Origin of the sequence: Clostridium lacusfryxellense (assembly GCF_018861735.1) — a bacterium.
In the GTDB taxonomy this organism is placed as follows: Bacteria; Bacillota; Clostridia; order Clostridiales; family Clostridiaceae; genus Clostridium_AD; species Clostridium_AD lacusfryxellense.
In genome coordinates this window covers 1-17,086 of sequence record NZ_JAHLEB010000027.1, presented here as the reverse complement: position 1 = coordinate 17,086, position 17,086 = coordinate 1, and the positions used below count along the sequence as shown (strand labels likewise).

Sequence of the window (17,086 nt, the reverse complement as noted above, 5' to 3'; positions counted from 1 at the left end):
GCGGTCAAGAGGCAAGCGATATCTAAAGGAGATGTAAATATGAATGTAGAATTTAATAGTGAAATGGTGGATAGTAAGGACATTAAAGACATAATTGATAAAAATACTGAATTCAAAGTAGTTAAAGATATGAGTAAAGGTTCAAAGAGAGAGGATATATTAGCTTTTAATTTAAGTGTAGAAATAAATACTTTAAATGATTTAATGGAAGATGATTGTGGAATAAGCGAATTAACAGAGGATGAATTATTTGATGAATACTTATCTCTTGCAGAAGAAATTGCAATGGACATCGAACAGTACGTACCAGACGGTGCAATTATGGATATAAAAGCTTATAAATGGGATAAATCAGATAATGCTATAAAGCTTATTATAATTATTGCAACAGAGGATACTACAGATTTAAAATTACGGGATATTATGAGGAAACTTATAACTCAAGTAGAATAAATAAAAATCTAATAAGATTATGTTAGCAAAGGGAAAAGGGATACTATATCATATAGTATCCCTTAAACTACGAAGCGGCCACAGTGAATATTATTTTCTGATCTTTGGGCTACTTCTGATTCATATTCCTTGCAAAGTAGTGCTCTAATATATCCACGATCATTATTTGTTGATTCTATATAAAAGCATCTTCCATAATAAAACCTTATAAGTGAAAACATTCTTGATGCGGTATGAAGATATAAGTTAGTAACACCTAGTTCCATCATGGAGATATCAACTGCATTCATTAATATTTTACCAATACCATTATTTTGATGCTCTGATGAAACACCAAATCTACTAAGATAAGCGGTATTATCTGGTTTGATTTCAATTCGTACACTTCCAATAACCTCTTCATTAGATAGAGCTACAAAAACGCTAGTAGTTTCTATAGCCTTTAATACATCATCATATGTTTCATCAAAAGGTGCAACCAACTGCGTAATTCCTGCGTTTTCGGCATACATCTCAAAAGATTGTTTTGCAAGTATTCTTATTTCTTCAATGTCACTAGTGACAGCTCTTCTAACTTCAAAGAACATTTTGTCCATTTATCTACCCCCAATTTCATATTATTTATGTGAGTTATTATATATATTATTGATCGAAAAATCAACATATATTTTGTTAAGGAATTGTTAAAAAATTTATAAATGTTATGGTGCCATGGCGATTATATCTAGACTTGTAGTTTCGTCTAATCCAAACATAATATTCATGTTTTGAACTGCTTGACCTGCAGCTCCTTTTATTAAATTATCAATAGCAGATATTACAATTACTCTATTTGTACGTGTATCAACTTTAATTCCAATATGGCATAAGTTAGAGCCTTTTACCCATCTAGTTTCAGGTAACCCATCAAGGATTTTTACAAAATAATCATCCTTGTAGAAATCTTTATATAAAGATATAAGCTCCTCAGCTGTTATCTCTTTCTTAAGAGAAGAGTAACAGGTAGACAAAATTCCACGATTCATTGGTACTAAATGAGGAGTAAAACAGATTTTTACGTCACCTAAGCTTGAAGCGTTGCTAAGTTCTTGTTCAATTTCAGGCGTATGTCTATGACTCGAAACTGCATAAGCTTTGATTGACTCGTTACATTCCGTAAAAAGTGATCCAATATTTGCAGATCTACCAGCTCCAGATACACCAGATTTAGCATCAACTATTATTGAAGTTATATCTATTAGGTTGTTTTTAAGTAGTGGAGTAAGTGCTAAAATAGTTGCAGTTGGATAACAACCTGGGTTAGCTAACAAGTTACACTTCTTTATAGCCTCTCTATTTAGTTCAGTAAGACCATAAACAGCTTTAGATAGAAGATTTACACTTTCGTGTTTAAGTCCATACCACTGCTGATATTCTTCTTTGGATTTAAGCCTAAAGTCTGCGCCTAAATCTATTACTTTCACTCCTAGTGATAAAGCCTTTTCAGTTATTTTAAATGATTTGCCATGAGGCATCGCAATGAATAGAACATCAATTTCTGAAAGTTTACTAATAGCAGTTTCCATATTTACACATTTATCTTCTATATAACTATAGTAGTTGTTATAAATATCATTATACGCAATATCTGCATAATTATGTGAAGCATAAAATTCTACATTAACATTTGGATGCTTGTATAAAAACCACGCTAGCTGCTGACCAGCATAGCCAGTGGAACCTATTATACCCGCTTTTATCATATCGTATCACCTTGCCTTTAAATTTTATTAATAAAAAGTATTATACAATAAAATAAAAAAAAAATCAATATAAGATTGAATAATTATTCACGATGATGTATAATTATTCAAAAGGTTGTGTTTTTAATCAGATAGTTGTACAATTAATAAAAATTACCGGAAAATAAATATTATGGCTGGAGGCTACAATGAATATAAAAAATAGTAACTCAAATATAAAAGACTTTACACAAATTAATAAATTTAAGGGTAAAACCTTTGTTATAAAGTATGGTGGAAGCATAATGAGTAATGATGCTGCTAAACAAGCATTTGTTGAAGATATAGCACTTATGACAACAGCGGGAATTAAAGTGGTTATAGTGCATGGTGGAGGTCCTTTAATAAATACGTGGGTAAATAAAACTGGTGGTGAAAATAAATTCATAAAAGGATTAAGGGTTACAAACAAAGAAACAATGGAAATTGTAGAAATGGTATTATCGGGGAATGTAAACAAAAGACTATCTTCAATATTAAGTATAAGAGGATTAAATGCCATAGGTATAAGTGGTAAAGATAGTAATCTTATACAAGCTAAAAAGAAATTCGTTTATGATGATACTAAAAAGATTGATATAGGTTTTGTAGGAGAGGTCGTTAGTATTAATAAAAATCTATTATTAAACATGCTTTGCAGTGGATATATTCCTGTTATTTCTCCAGTAGGGTCAGATAAGGAAGGAAATAGTTACAATATAAATGCGGATTATGCTGCAGCAGCCATAAGTGGTGTTCTAAAAGCTGAGAAATTATTAATTATGACAGATATAGATGGGGTATATACGGATATAACTGATCCATCAACGCTTTTGTCATCAATCACCGTTGAGGAAACTAAGGAATATATAAATCAAGGAATTGTTTATGGTGGTATGATTCCAAAACTTGAATGTTGTGTTGCGGCAATTAATAAAGGTACTAAAAATGTTCACCTAGTCGATGGACGAGAAAAACACAGTTTGTTATTAAATATAATAAAAAATTGTGGAACTAGAATTATAACAGCGAAAGGGGCTAATTAATGATAGAAAATTGTGTAATGAACACCTACGGAAGATACGATGTTACTTTTGAAAAAGGACTTGGATGTAAGATTTATGACACAGATGGAAATGAATATGTGGATTTTGTATCAGGAGTTGCAGTAAATTGCCTTGGACATAGCCACCCTGCTATAATTAATGCAATAAATACTCAAAGTAGTAAACTAATCCATTCGTCTAATTATTATTGGAATACTACTCATACAGTTCTTGCACAAAAATTAGTAGATAATTGTGATCATAATAAAGTATTCTTTTGCAATAGTGGTACTGAATCTGTGGAAACAGCACTCAAGATAGCAAGAAAATATGGAACATTAAAAAATGTTGAAAATAAAAATGTATTCATTTATATGGATAATTCGTTTCATGGAAGATCGATAGGTGCACTTTCAGTTACTGGTCAGGAGAAATATCAAAAGGATTTTCGACCATTAATAGACGGAGTACGCAAAGTAAATTTCAATGACATAAACGATTTGGAAAAGAATTTTGATGAGAGTGTTTGCGGTATAATTATAGAACCAATTCAAGGAGAAGGCGGAATAAATATAGCGAATGCAGAATTTTTAGAAAAGGCAAGAAGTCTATGTGATAAATATGATGCCTTATTAATTTTCGATGAAGTTCAATGTGGTATGGGGAGACTTGGAAGCCTCTTTGCATATAAGAAATTTTCAGTGATTCCAGATGTAATTTGTATAGCTAAGGGTTTAGGTGGTGGATTCCCAATAGGTGCTACTATTACAAATGTTAAAGCTTCAACTGCTTTTGTACCTGGTGATCATGGTAGCACATTTGGTGGTAATCCACTTGGGTCTGCTGTTGGTGTTGCTGTTTTGACAGAGCTCGTGGATAACGGAGTGATAGCTGGGATAGAAGAAAAAAGTTTGCATATAAAGGAAAGATTACTTAAGATCAAAGAAAAATATGGTGTAATAGATGAAATAAAAGGTATGGGTCTATTAATTGGAATAAAATTAATAGCAGACACAAAGATATTTTGTAAATTATGTTTTGACAAAAGACTGCTTGTTATTGCAGCAGGAGATAATGTGGTAAGGTTACTTCCTCCACTTAATGTTTCAAAGACTGATATCGATGGGGCTTTAGATATACTTGAGATAGCAATATCTGAAACTAAAGTTTAAAATGGACATTAGGGGAATTATAGAAAAAAATATTGATATTATAAAATATTTAAGATTAAAATTAAACAATTGTGCTGAATTATCTTTTAATGAGTATAAAACTCAAGACATTATCGAGAATTTTTTAAAAGATATAGAGATAGATTCAAAAAGAGTAGTTGGAACTGGAGTGGTTGCCACTTTAAACGATGGAGAGTCTTGTATAGCGCTTAGAGCTGACATGGATGCCTTACCAGTAAATGGTGTTTCACATGTTTGTGGTCATGATTATCATATGGCTATAGCATTAGGGGTTGCACTAATACTTAAAAAAATAGGTTTCGATAAAGCGGTCAAATTTATTTTTCAGCCTGGAGAGGAAACTACCGGTGGTGCAAAACCAATGATAGAAGAGGGTGTATTATTAAATCCTAACGTTAATTATATGATAGGTTTTCATGTGTGGCCAACCGTAGCAGTTGGTACAATAGGGGTTGCCAGTGGCGCATCTATGGCTTCCGTAGATGATTTTAATGTGAAATTTATAGGTAAGGGTGGTCATGCTGCATCGCCTCATCTATGTAAAAATCCAATGTACCCTGCGATGGAATTTATTCAGAGCATGAATACAAAATCAATAATAGATAATAACCCCTTGGATTCACATGTAATCACATTTGCCTCTATTCAATGTGGAAAAGCAAACAATGTAATAGCCACGGAATGTGAGGTGTTAGGTACTGTTAGAACTTTTAATAATGAACTTCGTAATAAATTATATGAAGATATATTAATAAATTCTCGATTATGTGCAGAGAAATATGGATGCAGGGTTGAACTGGATTATGATTTTCAGTATCCACCTTTGATATCGGACGAATTATTCACTAATAAATTTATTTTGGCTACTCGAAAGCTCATTGGTGATAGTAATGTTTTGCCACTAGAAAAAACATTTGCGGCAGATGATTTTGCGTTTTTTGCACAGCACGTTCCATCTGTACATTTTAGACTTGGAATTGCTGACATGAATAAAGGAATTAATGGTCTTCATTCTGAAAATTTTGATGCAAGTGAAGATGCTATTTTAAATGGGATTTATATAATAACAAATTTTATACTCTCTTTAGAGTACTAATTAAAACCAAAGGCTCACGCGATATATAGTGTGAGCCTTTGGTTTTAATTAATGTAGTTTGGAGTGGATTTTAATATATGTGATACTACATGTTGGATAAGACTTGAAAAACCTCTTCTAAGTCTGGTAACTGAGCCTTCGGATAGACTTTAACCCAAGCTACAATTCCATTTTCATTAATTATTATATTAGCACGCTCAGATATTCCTTTATCTTCAATGAAAATTCCATAGTCCTGTGCAACTTTTCCATGAGGCCAAAAATCGGAAGGCAATATTAAGTTTTCCAGAAGTAGCGCAGCAGACCATGCTTTTTTGCATGGAGCGGGGTCAACACTAAAACCAAGTGGAATTGTGTTTAGTGATTGGAATTTCCCCCAATTATTATCAAGGGCTCTCATTTGGTCTGTGCATACAGGTGTCCATGCAAGAGGATGCCAAGAAAGCAGAACCCTTTTGCCTTTAAAATCTGATAAACAAACATTTTGGTAATCGTCACCTTTTAATGAAAAATCGGGTGCGGGTTCTCCAACTTCAATTAACTTCATATGGTCGCCTCCTATATTTCTATTTTGAGATTTATATATAGTATTATTTATTATGTGCAACATATTATTATTTATGTTTAAAGTAAAAGAACAGACAATCCTCAACATAATATAATAAAAATTAGTGTTTTTTTACAAAAAAATATAATTTAACTCCGTAAAATAAAATAATGGGGTACAATATATAATAATTCCTTTATATTATTAAATTCTGTTAAAGTTACACATAAAAGTAACGAGTATATACTAGTGAGCTAGTTAAATTTTAACCTAGCATAAGTGAGTAAAAATCAAAAGAAAATATTTAACAGGGGGAGTGAAGGTTAATGAAGTGGTTTAATAATTTAAAAATGATTCAAAAACTATTGTCAGCTTTTATTATAATTGCATTGTTTATGGGTTTTGTTGGGTTTGTTGGAATGTATAATATGAATAATATTGATAAAAACCTTGAAAGTATTTATAATGTTGATATGGTAGGTATGAATGCTATTAGTAATATAAAAGCAAATTTATTAGAAATTAGAGGGGATTTATTATTAATTTTAGATCCTATTAATAAAAATGATATAAAGAAAAACGAAGAAAACATTGATCGTCTAGTGACTATTAATAATGCACTTATAGTGGAATATAAGACTACAATTACAACTGAACTAGATAGAAAGCAATTTGAAGAATTTGAAAAATTGCTTGGGGATTACCGTACTAGTAGAAGTGAATTATTGAAACAAGTTGATGCTGGAGATTTCAGAAAAGCAAATACACTTTCTCCAGGTCTTTCTAAGATTAGAGAGAATATGTTTGCAGTTTTAGAAAAAGAGGCAACATTAACTAAGTCAATGGCGAAAACTAGTTATGATAATAGTCAATTATCATATAATAAAGCAAATGTTCAGATTACAATTTTAATTGGTATAGGATTATTCGTGGCTGTTGCGCTTGGCTTAATAATTTCAATTACAATGTCAAGACAGATAAAAAAGGTTGTAGCAGTCGCTACTTCACTTGGAGAAAATGATTTATCGAAAACTGTTGATATTGATAATAAGAGTGAAATTGGAATTTTAGCAAAAGCCTTAAATAAATCTATAATAAACATAAAAATCTTAATTACAGAAATATCAGAAGGTGCTACTGACATTAGTGCTACTAGTGAAGAACTTTCCGCAACAACAGAGGAAATATCCTCAAGAATGGATATTGTGAATGAATCAGTAAGACAAGTATCTTTAGGAGCAGAGCAGCTAAGTGCAACAACGCAGGAGATAAATGCAACTACTGAAAATATTGCACAAAATGTAGCTGATGTCACGATAAGGGCTAATAAAGGAACTAAGATTGCAATTGATATAGAAGCAAAAGCAGAAAAGATTAGAGAAAATGCTGAAAATAGTGCTCATACCACGAACAAATTGTATTTAGAAAAACAAGAAAAAATATTAAAAGCAATTGAGGATGGAAAGGTTGTTAGTGAAGTTAAGATGATGGCAGATGAAATTGGAAATATAGCAAGTCAGACTAATCTTCTTGCACTTAATGCAGCTATTGAAGCTGCAAGAGCTGGTGAACAAGGTAAAGGGTTTGCTGTTGTAGCTGATGAAGTTAGAAAATTAGCTGAAGATTCATCGAGTACTGTTCAAAGAATCCAAGAAGTAACACTTAAAGTTGAACAAGCATTCCAGAATCTTTCTAGCAATGCTCAGGATGTATTAGGTTTTATTGATGATAAAGTTAAACCAGATTATGAATCATTTGTAGATACAGGAAAGCAATACGGAAAGGATGCCACTGAGTTTAATAATCTGTCGTCTAACATTGGATCTTCAATGGATATAGTAAATGAAACTGTATTAGAAATTCAAAAAGCAATTGAAAATGTATCAGCTACAGCTGAGCAGTCAGTTGCAAGTACTGAAGAAATACTAGCAAGTGTTAGTGAATCTGTAATGGCAATGGGAGAAATAACAAAGGCGTCTCAGAGTCAGGCAATACTGGCAGAAAAACTAAATGGTATGGTCCATAAATTTACGCTGTAAAGTAAGCACAAATTTGAACTTAAAAGAAGACAATGAAACCGACAAGATGATATGAGTCTTGTCGGTTTTTCATTATCATAATTTAAAAATACATGATACTTTATATAATGATACAGATATCAGCTTATTCTGATATTAAAATGGCAACGTTGACATCGTTAAATTATTATCAATATTTCTGTGTTTTTTAGATTTTATTGTTTAAATAATGTATCTTTAGTAATTTAATTAAATAGGATGTTGTCATTATTATGGTATAGTATATATAGGCATAATTTATAAAATTTTATATAATAAAGGAGAAACATTTAATGGATAAAATTAGCAATTTAAATTTAAAGAATTTAGAGCAATATCCAGGAGTAAATGAAATGTTTATTCCTATAAAGAGCACAAAAGTTTACGAACAAGTAATAGAACAAATTAAGAATATGATTGATAAAGGTACTCTTAAAAAAGGAGATAAACTTCCTTCTGAGAGGAATTTAGTGCAACAATTACAGGTAAGTAGAGCGTCTATCCGCGAAGCGCTTAGAGCATTAGAGGTTATCGGACTTATAGAGTGTAGACAAGGCGAAGGAAGTTATATAAAAACAAGTTTTCAGGATAATTTATTTGAACCATTATCGATTATGTTTATGTTAGAGGGAAGTGATCAAGAAGAGATATGGGAACTTAGAAAGATCATGGAGGTTGAGGCTGCAGGCCTTGCTTCAAAGAATATAACTAGTGTACAACTAAATGAATTAAGAGAAATTACAGAGAGATTCATGAAGTCTGAAGGTGAAGAAGAGGCTATTACTGCTGATATTGACAAAGAGTTTCATTATAAGATTGCAGAATGTTCTGGAAATATTTTGATATATAACATACTTAAAACTGTTGCAACGCTTGTAGATCATTTTATTGTTGATGCAAGAAAATTAATAATAGTTCACGAGGGAAATAAGAAAATACTGTTTTCACAACATAATGAAATATATCTAGCAATTGAAAAACACAGTTCAGCAGAGTCAAGGCAGGCAATGCGGGTGCATCTAGATTTTGCAAATAAGTATAAGAGTCAAGATAGATTATAAAAAATGTTTTTTTATATGAGGGGTGATGGTAATATTTAATATTGCTATCACCTTTAAATTTTGATTATTAAAATATAACTAATGTTAATTTATTATCAATGGTAGAAATGTTTTTAATAGTGTGTTATCATAACTTAAAAGGTGGTCAGACCATCTAGCCAATGATAAGTTTTTAGGATTCTATAAAAATGTAGGAGGAAAATATATGGAAATTTTAGTTTGTATAAAGCAAGTTCCAGGAACTTCGAAAGTTGAAGTAGATCCAGTTACAGGTGTTTTAAAGCGGGATGGAGTAGATTCAAAAATGAATCCTTATGATTTATATGCTTTAGAAACGGCACTTAAAATTAAAGAACAACAAGGTGGATTAATAAAAGTTATAACTATGGGACCTCCACAAGCAAAGGATGTTATTCGCGAAGCATTTATGATGGGTGCAGATGAAGGTGCATTAGTATCTGATAGAAAGTTTGCCGGTGCAGATGTTCTTGCTACATCATATACACTTTCTCAAGGTGTAAAAAAAATGGGCGAATTTGATCTTATATTATGTGGAAAACAGACAACTGATGGAGATACAGCACAAGTTGGACCTGAAATGGCTGAATATTTAGGCATACCTCATATTGCAAACGTTTTAAAGATAATAAAATTAAAAGAAAAATCAATAATTATAGAAATGGACATGGCAAATACTATTGAAGTAGCAGAAGTTCAATATCCTTGCCTTTTAACAGTAGAAAAAGATATATATCAACCAAGACTACCATCTTATAGAAAAAAATTAATAACAAAAGATAGAGAAATAAAAATGATATCTCTAAATGATTTTGAAGATAAAGATGAAAAGAAATATGGACTTAATGGCTCACCAACGCAGGTTGAACGAATATTCCCACCTGATGTTAATAACGATCGTGAAACATGGACAGGCAATGGTGCACAACTTAGTTTGAAAATAGCTACAAAACTTAAAGAATTAAAATTTGTGTAAAGGTTTAAAAATTATATGAGGTTTAAAAATACATTCGAAGGGTGGAGTTCTAATGAGTAAGTTAATTTGTAACCAAGAAAAAGTAAGTGAATCAAATGCACAAGAATTAATAAAGATTTGCCCTTTTAACGCTATAGAATACATTGCTGGAAAAATCGAAGTTAATGCTGGCTGTAAAATGTGTAAAATATGTGTTAAAAAAGGTCCAGCAGGAGTAATGGAATTTATTGAAACGGAAACTGTACAAGTTGATAAGAGTTTATGGAAGGGTATTGGAGTATACGTAGATCATGTAGATGGAGTTATTCATCCTGTAACAATGGAACTTATAGGAAAAGCTAGAGAGCTTGCTAAGGTTGTAAATTTTCCGGTTTATTGTGTATTCATTGGTCATAATATAAAGGAAAAAGCTAAAGAATTACTATATTACGGAGTCGATGAAGTATTTGTATACGATTACCAAGAGCTTAAAGATTTTAGAATAGAACCTTATACTGCTGCCTTTGAAGATTTTGTTAACAAGGTAAAACCATCATCATTACTGGTTGGTGCTACAACTATTGGTAGATCACTAGCTCCAAGGGTAGCAGCAAGGTTTAGAACAGGACTTACAGCTGATTGTACAATACTTAAAATGAAAGAAAACACAGATTTAGTGCAGATAAGACCTGCTTTTGGTGGTAATATTATGGCACAAATTATATGTCCCAATAATAGACCACAGATGTCAACTGTAAGATATAAAGTTATGAATGCTCCTGAAAAATCATGTGATGCAAAAGGAAAAATTACGGTTTGTGAAATGGATATAGCAAAACTTGCTTCAACAATAGAAGTATTAAAAGTTACAGAAAAAGAAGTAGAAGAAAATATTTCAGATGCTGAAGTAATTATAGCTGTTGGTAGAGCTTTAAAATCCGAAAAGGATTTGTCGATGATTCAAGAACTTGCAGACCTTCTTGATGCTCAAATAGCTGGAACTAGACCAACAATCGAAGCAGGTTGGATTGATGCTAAAAAACAAATAGGCTTGTCAGGTAGAACAGTTAAACCAAAACTAATAATAGCACTTGGAATATCGGGTGCAGTTCAATTCACTGCTGGGATGAACAGTTCAGAGCGTATATTTGCAGTAAATTCTGATGTTAATGCATCTATATTTAATGTAGCTCATTATGGAATAGTAGGAGATATTTATGAAATAGTTCCTCAATTAATTGAAAATATTAAAAACTATGGTGCAGAGTATTGTGTTCGTTAATATTACATCACAAAGGATGAACAGCTTCGCAGGTAATAATTAAATAATTATGAAACTATAAAGTTAGTTAGTATGCTAAATAAGTAATAGGAGGTAATTTTATGAGTTACAAAATGCTTGATGCAAATGATATAGAGTTTTTAGTGTCAATATTAGGTAAAGATAGGGTATTTACAGGAGAAGCAATAAATGATGATTTCAGCCATGATGAGATGGGTGGAATAAGCAAAATGCCAGACGTGTTAGTTGAAGTGCTAACAACGCAGGAAGTATCAAAGATTATGAAGTATGCAAATGATAACAGGATTCCAGTTGTAGCAAGAGGTTCAGGAACAGGACTTGTTGGAGCATCAGTTCCAATTTTCGGTGGAATCATGATAAATATGTGCAAAATGAATAAAATAATTGAAATTGATGAAGAAAATCTAATGTTAACTCTTGAACCAGGAGTGCTTTTAATGGAGATAAGTAAATTCGTGGAAGAGCATGATTTATTTTATCCGCCAGATCCAGGTGAAAAATCTGCTACAATTGCTGGTAACATCAATACAAATGCTGGTGGAATGAGAGCTGTTAAGTACGGTGTTACTAGAGATTATATCAGAGGACTTGAAGTAGTGCTTCCAAGTGGCGAAATACTGAATGTTGGAGGAAAAGTAGTTAAAAATTCTACAGGATACAGCATAAAAGACTTAATTTGTGGATCAGAAGGAACACTTGGAATAATCACAAAAATAATATTAAGACTTTTACCATTACCAAAGAAAGCTGTATCACTTTTAATACCTTTCCCAAATCTTGATATAGCAATAAATACAGTTCCACTAATAGTTAAATCAAAAGCAGCACCAACAGCTATAGAATTTATGCAAAGAGAAGTTATTCTTGCTGCTGAAGAGTTCCTAGGAAAAAAATTCCCTGATAACTCATCAGATGCATACCTTTTATTAACATTTGATGGTAATAGTATAGAAGAAATAGAAAAAGCTTACGAAGGTGTAGCTAATATTTGTCTTGAACAAGGTGCTCTTGATGTATTTATAACTGATACGGATGAGAGAAAAGAAGCTGTTTGGTCTGCAAGAGGGGCGTTCCTTGAAGCTGTTAAAGCAACAACAACATATATGGACGAATGTGACGTTGTTGTTCCTAGAAACAAAGTTGCTGAGTTCATTAAGTATACTAATGAACTACAAAAGGAATTTGATATAAGAATAAGAAGTTTTGGACATGCAGGTGATGGTAATTTACATGTGTATGTGCTAAAAGATGATCTTACAGATGAAGTATGGGACAAGAAGATTGCTGAAGTATTTGAAGCAATGTATAGCAAATCAAGAGAACTAAAAGGATTAGTATCTGGAGAACATGGAATTGGATTTGCTAAAAAAGAATATATGTTTGAACAACTTGGACCTGTATATGTAGAGCTTATGAAAAATATAAAATTTGCATTTGATCCAAAAAATATATTAAATCCAGGAAAAGTTTGTCAATAAATTAAATTATATCGCCAACATTATTTAAGATGTTGGCGATATATAATACTTTTATGTAGTCGGTTTCGAAATGAAACTTACATTACTAAATGAAGGAGGTAATGAAAAATGAATATTTATTTATTATTTTTCATAGCACTTATCCCAATTGTATGGCTTATGGTGTCGCTGGGTGTTTTAAAAATGCCAGGACATAAAACCTGTTCAATTACACTTGCAATTACAATAGTACTTGCAATCATAGTTTGGAAGATGCCAGTTAGTGAAGCCTTAACAGCAACTCTTGAAGGTGCGGCAATGGCAATATGGCCAATAATTGTTGTAATAATTGCTGCAGTTTTTACATACAACCTTTCTATTCACACAAAGAGTATGGATGTAATAAAGGATATGATGACAGGCATTACAACTGATAAGAGAATTTTAGTTTTGATTGTTGCTTGGGGATTTGGTGGATTTCTTGAAGCAATTGCGGGATTTGGTACGGCAGTTGCAATACCTGCAAGTATTTTAGCTGCACTTGGCTTTGATCCAATATTTGCAGCAATAATATGTCTTATTGCAAATACAACACCAACTGCTTTTGGAGCTATAGGGCTACCGGTAACAACACTTGCAAAGGTTGCAGCAATTGACCCAGTTACTTTAAGTTATGCAGTTGGGCTTCAACTATTTGTATTAATAGCCATTTTGCCTTTAATACTTGTAATGCTAACAGGGAAAAGTGTAAAGGCAATTAAAGGAGTTGTGTTTATTTGCATTGCATCAGGGCTATCTTTTGCATTACCCGAACTTTTAATAGCAAAATATATTGGAGCTGAACTCCCAGCACTAATTGGTTCACTCATATGTATTATTGTAACAGTTACAATAGCTAAGATATTCTATAAAAAAACTGCAGCAAAAGATAAAGTTAGTATATCGCTAAAACAAGGGTTAATAGCATGGGTACCATTTATTTTAATTCTAACCTTTATATTAATTACAAGTTCATTAGTTCCTGCAATTAATAAACCATTGTCAGCTATAAAAACTTCCCTTCAAATATATACTGGACCACATGCTAAACTTAGCACATTTACTTGGATTGCAAATCCTGGAACACTTATAATTATAGCAACATTTATAGGTGGTCTTATTCAAGGAGCAAAACCAGGTGAAATAGTAAAAGTATTTACTGATACATGCAAGCAAATGAGTAAAACAGCAATTACGATACTTGCAATAGTTTCTCTTGCAAAAGTTATGAGTTATAGTGGAATGATAACATCTATAGCAGTGGTGCTTGTTGCAGCAACAGGAGGGTTTTATCCATTATTCGCTCCAATTATAGGAGCTCTTGGTACCTTTGTTACCGGGAGTGACACCTCTGCAAATGTATTGTTTGGACCGCTTCAAGTTGAAGTTGCGAAAAATTTACATATGAGTCCTTATTGGTTAGCAGCAGCTAATACAGGAGGGGCTACTGCAGGTAAAATGATTTCGCCACAAAGTATTGCAGTTGCTACGGCCGCTACTGGACTTGTAGGAGCTGAGGGGAAAATATTAAAGGCAACTTTAAAGTTCTGCCTTGCATATGTAGTAATATTAGGTTTAATTACGTACTTTGGAGCGAGATTCTTTACAATGTAAAAATCATTTTAAAAACAAATGTTAGTGAATTAAAATTTCACTTTACAAATAAATCGACGAAAGAAGGCTTATTAAATGAGAAAAACTAAAACTATGGACGGTAATACAGCTGCAGCACACGTTGCTTATGCGTTTACCGATGTGGCAGCAATTTACCCTATAACACCATCATCAACAATGGCAGAATATTGTGATGAACTAGCAGCTAAAGGAACAAAAAATGTATTTGGTCAAAAAGTTAAACTTATGGAAATGCAATCAGAAGCAGGAGCTGCAGGCGCAGTACATGGATCACTTCAAACAGGAGCATTAACTACAACTTTTACATCTTCTCAAGGATTACTTTTAATGATTCCAAATATGTATAAAATAGCTGGAGAACTACTTCCAGGAGTACTACATGTAGCAGCTAGATCACTTGCTACTCATGCACTTAATATTTTTGGAGATCATCAAGATGTAATGGCAACAAGACAAACTGGATTTGCATTACTTGCAGAAGGTAGTGTTCAAGAAGTAATGGATCTTGCACCAGTTGCCCATTTAGCAGCTATTGAAGGAAAAATTCCGTTCGTAAGTTTCTTTGACGGATTTAGAACTTCTCATGAAATACAAAAAATTGAAGCATGGGATTATGAAACTTTAGGATCTCTTGTAAATCAAGAAGCTTTAACATCTTTCAGAAACAGTGCTATGAATCCAGAACATCCAGTAACACGTGGAACAGCACAAAATCCAGATATATATTTCCAAGGAAGAGAATCATCAAACAAATTCTATGATGCACTACCTGAAACAGTTGAAAAATATATGGGTAAAATAAACTCATTAATCGGAACTGATTATCACTTATTTAATTATTATGGAGCAGCAGATGCTGATAGAATAATAATAGCAATGGGTTCAGTATGCGATACAATTGAAGAAACTATAGATTATTTAAATGCTAAGGGAGAAAAGGTTGGAGTACTTAAAGTTCATCTTTACAGACCATTCTCATTAGAACATTTCTTTAAATGCATACCATCTACAGTTAAAAAAATAACAGTACTTGACAGAACAAAAGAACCAGGATCTATTGGAGAACCATTATATCAAGATGTTAGAACTGCTTATTTTGAAAAAGAAAACAGACCAGTTATAGTTGGCGGAAGATATGGACTAGGTTCAAAAGATACTACTCCGGCTCATATTGTTGCTGTATATGATGCATTAAAAGAAGCTACACCTAGAAATGGATTTACTGTAGGAATAGTAGATGATGTTACTAATTTATCACTTACAATTGGAGATGCTATAACAACTACTCCTGAAGGAACTAAAGAATGTAAATTCTGGGGACTTGGATCAGATGGTACTGTTGGAGCTAACAAGAGTGCAATTAAAATCATAGGAAACCACACAGATATGTATGCTCAAGCTTATTTTGCATATGATTCTAAAAAATCAGGTGGAATAACAGTTTCTCACTTAAGATTTGGTAAAAAAGCTATTAAATCACCATACCTAATTAGTTCAGCTAATTATGTTGCCTGTGGTAATCAATCATATGTAACTAAATATGATGTTCTTAAAGGAATTAAAGATAATGGAACATTCTTATTAAATTGTATATGGAACATGGAACAACTTGAAGAACATTTACCAGCATCTATGAAGAGATATATTGCTAATCACAACATTAACTTTAACACTATTGATGCAGTTGGAATAGCTGGAGAAATAGGTCTTGGTGGAAGAGTTAACATGATTATGCAATCTGCTTTCTTTAAACTTGCAGACGTTATACCAGTAGAAGATGCAGTTAAGTACCTTAAAGAAGCTGTTATAACTTCTTATGGTAAAAAAGGTGAAAAAGTTATTAACATGAATAACGCAGCAATTGATAAGGGCGTTGAATCAATTGTTAAAATTGTTGTTCCAGCAAGCTGGAAAACAATTAAAGATGAAACTGATACAGCAGAAGCTAGACCAGATTTTGTTAAAAACATAGCTGATGTTATGAATAGACAAGAAGGAGACTCATTACCAGTTAGTGCATTTGCAGGAATTGAAGATGGATCTTTAGTACCAGGAACAGCTGCATTTGAAAAAAGAGGAATTGCTGTTAATGTACCAGAATGGCAAATAGACAAATGTATACAATGTAATCAATGTGCATATGTTTGCCCACATGCTGTTATAAGACCTTTCTTAACAGATGATGAAGATCTTAAAAACGCTCCAACAACTTATGAAAGCAAAAAAGCTATTGGTAAGGGTTTAGAAGGAAAGCATTTTGCTATAGGAATTAGTAATGAAGATTGTACTGGCTGTGGTAACTGCGCAGAAGTATGTCCAGCTAAGGAAAAAGCTTTAATTATGAAACCATATGCATCACAAGAAGCTAAATTACCTAATTGGAAGTTTAACATAAACTTACCTAAGAAAGAAAATCCATTAGGAACATCAACTGTTAAGGGAAGTCAATTTGAACAACCATTAATG

At 32.4% G+C, this 17,086-nt stretch carries 14 protein-coding genes; 11 read left to right on the top strand and 3 right to left on the bottom strand.

Features of this window, described 5'->3' with window-relative positions:
* Positions 1 to 39: 39 nt before the first annotated feature.
* On the top strand, positions 40 to 453 hold the full coding sequence (locus KPL55_RS15125; protein WP_216307578.1) for a hypothetical protein: 414 nt from the start codon (positions 40 to 42) through the stop codon (positions 451 to 453).
* A 62-nt stretch (positions 454 to 515) separates the two neighbouring features.
* On the opposite strand, the gene KPL55_RS15120 is transcribed toward KPL55_RS15125, so the two are convergent.
* Both KPL55_RS15120 and argC read right to left on the bottom strand, forming a co-directional pair.
* Positions 516 to 1,049, bottom strand: a complete 534-nt coding sequence (locus KPL55_RS15120) for a GNAT family N-acetyltransferase (protein ID WP_216307577.1) — start codon at positions 1,047 to 1,049, stop codon at positions 516 to 518.
* A gap of 105 nt (positions 1,050 to 1,154) precedes the next feature.
* Positions 1,155 to 2,195, bottom strand: coding sequence for an N-acetyl-gamma-glutamyl-phosphate reductase (gene argC, locus KPL55_RS15115; protein ID WP_216307576.1), 1,041 nt, complete (start codon positions 2,193 to 2,195; stop codon positions 1,155 to 1,157).
* A gap of 188 nt (positions 2,196 to 2,383) precedes the next feature.
* Here argC and argB point away from each other — a divergent pair, with 188 nt between their 5' ends.
* The 3 genes from argB to KPL55_RS15100 are packed head-to-tail and all read left to right on the top strand — an operon-like array spanning position 2,384 to position 5,548.
* On the top strand, positions 2,384 to 3,259 hold the full coding sequence (gene argB, locus KPL55_RS15110; RefSeq protein ID WP_216307575.1) for an acetylglutamate kinase: 876 nt from the start codon (positions 2,384 to 2,386) through the stop codon (positions 3,257 to 3,259).
* Complete coding sequence (locus tag KPL55_RS15105; protein WP_216307574.1) at positions 3,259 to 4,431, top strand: aspartate aminotransferase family protein; 1,173 nt, start codon at positions 3,259 to 3,261, stop codon at positions 4,429 to 4,431. The genes argB and KPL55_RS15105 overlap by 1 nt, the downstream gene beginning before the upstream one ends.
* A 1-nt stretch (position 4,432) precedes the next feature.
* On the top strand, positions 4,433 to 5,548 hold the full coding sequence (locus KPL55_RS15100) for a M20 family metallopeptidase (protein ID WP_216307573.1): 1,116 nt from the start codon (positions 4,433 to 4,435) through the stop codon (positions 5,546 to 5,548).
* A gap of 85 nt (positions 5,549 to 5,633) precedes the next feature.
* On the opposite strand, the gene KPL55_RS15095 is transcribed toward KPL55_RS15100, so the two are convergent.
* Positions 5,634 to 6,095, bottom strand: coding sequence for a redoxin domain-containing protein (locus KPL55_RS15095; protein WP_216307572.1), 462 nt, complete (start codon positions 6,093 to 6,095; stop codon positions 5,634 to 5,636).
* Positions 6,096 to 6,421: 326 nt separating this feature from the next.
* Here KPL55_RS15095 and KPL55_RS15090 point away from each other — a divergent pair, with 326 nt between their 5' ends.
* From KPL55_RS15090 to nifJ, 7 genes are all read left to right on the top strand, one after another.
* Positions 6,422 to 8,134 carry a methyl-accepting chemotaxis protein gene (locus KPL55_RS15090; protein WP_216307571.1) on the top strand — a complete coding sequence of 571 codons (1,713 nt, stop codon included), beginning with the start codon at positions 6,422 to 6,424 and terminating at the stop codon, positions 8,132 to 8,134.
* Between the two features lie 371 nt (positions 8,135 to 8,505).
* Positions 8,506 to 9,213, top strand: coding sequence for a FadR/GntR family transcriptional regulator (locus KPL55_RS15085; RefSeq protein WP_216307611.1), 708 nt, complete (start codon positions 8,506 to 8,508; stop codon positions 9,211 to 9,213).
* Between the two features lie 205 nt (positions 9,214 to 9,418).
* The gene (locus tag KPL55_RS15080; RefSeq protein ID WP_216307570.1) at positions 9,419 to 10,207 is read left to right on the top strand and encodes an electron transfer flavoprotein subunit beta/FixA family protein; all 789 of its coding nucleotides are present in this window, start codon (positions 9,419 to 9,421) and stop codon (positions 10,205 to 10,207) included.
* A 52-nt stretch (positions 10,208 to 10,259) separates the two neighbouring features.
* The gene (locus KPL55_RS15075; protein WP_216307569.1) at positions 10,260 to 11,468 is read left to right on the top strand and encodes an electron transfer flavoprotein subunit alpha/FixB family protein; all 1,209 of its coding nucleotides are present in this window, start codon (positions 10,260 to 10,262) and stop codon (positions 11,466 to 11,468) included.
* 101 nt (positions 11,469 to 11,569) lie between these two features.
* A complete protein-coding gene (locus KPL55_RS15070; RefSeq protein WP_216307568.1) occupies positions 11,570 to 12,967 on the top strand; it encodes an FAD-binding oxidoreductase in 1,398 nt (465 codons plus the stop codon).
* 108 nt (positions 12,968 to 13,075) lie between these two features.
* Positions 13,076 to 14,599, top strand: a complete 1,524-nt coding sequence (locus KPL55_RS15065; RefSeq protein ID WP_216307567.1) for an L-lactate permease — start codon at positions 13,076 to 13,078, stop codon at positions 14,597 to 14,599.
* 75 nt (positions 14,600 to 14,674) lie between these two features.
* Positions 14,675 to 17,086, top strand: a 2,412-nt coding sequence (gene nifJ / locus KPL55_RS15060) for a pyruvate:ferredoxin (flavodoxin) oxidoreductase (RefSeq protein WP_216307566.1), incomplete at its 3' end; no start/stop codon positions are given.

Excerpts from the sequence above, each read along its gene's own strand:
- KPL55_RS15125 (WP_216307578.1), top strand. The coding sequence starts at position 40 with ATGAATGTAGAATTTAATAGTGAAATGGTGGATAGTAAGGACATTAAA.
- KPL55_RS15120 (WP_216307577.1), bottom strand. The coding sequence starts at position 1,049 with ATGGACAAAATGTTCTTTGAAGTTAGAAGAGCTGTCACTAGTGACATT.
- argC (WP_216307576.1), bottom strand. The coding sequence starts at position 2,195 with ATGATAAAAGCGGGTATAATAGGTTCCACTGGCTATGCTGGTCAGCAG.
- argB (WP_216307575.1), top strand. The coding sequence starts at position 2,384 with ATGAATATAAAAAATAGTAACTCAAATATAAAAGACTTTACACAAATT.
- KPL55_RS15105 (WP_216307574.1), top strand. The coding sequence starts at position 3,259 with ATGATAGAAAATTGTGTAATGAACACCTACGGAAGATACGATGTTACT.
- KPL55_RS15100 (WP_216307573.1), top strand. The coding sequence starts at position 4,433 with ATGGACATTAGGGGAATTATAGAAAAAAATATTGATATTATAAAATAT.
- KPL55_RS15095 (WP_216307572.1), bottom strand. The coding sequence starts at position 6,095 with ATGAAGTTAATTGAAGTTGGAGAACCCGCACCCGATTTTTCATTAAAA.
- KPL55_RS15090 (WP_216307571.1), top strand. The coding sequence starts at position 6,422 with ATGAAGTGGTTTAATAATTTAAAAATGATTCAAAAACTATTGTCAGCT.
- KPL55_RS15085 (WP_216307611.1), top strand. The coding sequence starts at position 8,506 with ATGTTTATTCCTATAAAGAGCACAAAAGTTTACGAACAAGTAATAGAA.
- KPL55_RS15080 (WP_216307570.1), top strand. The coding sequence starts at position 9,419 with ATGGAAATTTTAGTTTGTATAAAGCAAGTTCCAGGAACTTCGAAAGTT.
- KPL55_RS15075 (WP_216307569.1), top strand. The coding sequence starts at position 10,260 with ATGAGTAAGTTAATTTGTAACCAAGAAAAAGTAAGTGAATCAAATGCA.
- KPL55_RS15070 (WP_216307568.1), top strand. The coding sequence starts at position 11,570 with ATGAGTTACAAAATGCTTGATGCAAATGATATAGAGTTTTTAGTGTCA.
- KPL55_RS15065 (WP_216307567.1), top strand. The coding sequence starts at position 13,076 with ATGAATATTTATTTATTATTTTTCATAGCACTTATCCCAATTGTATGG.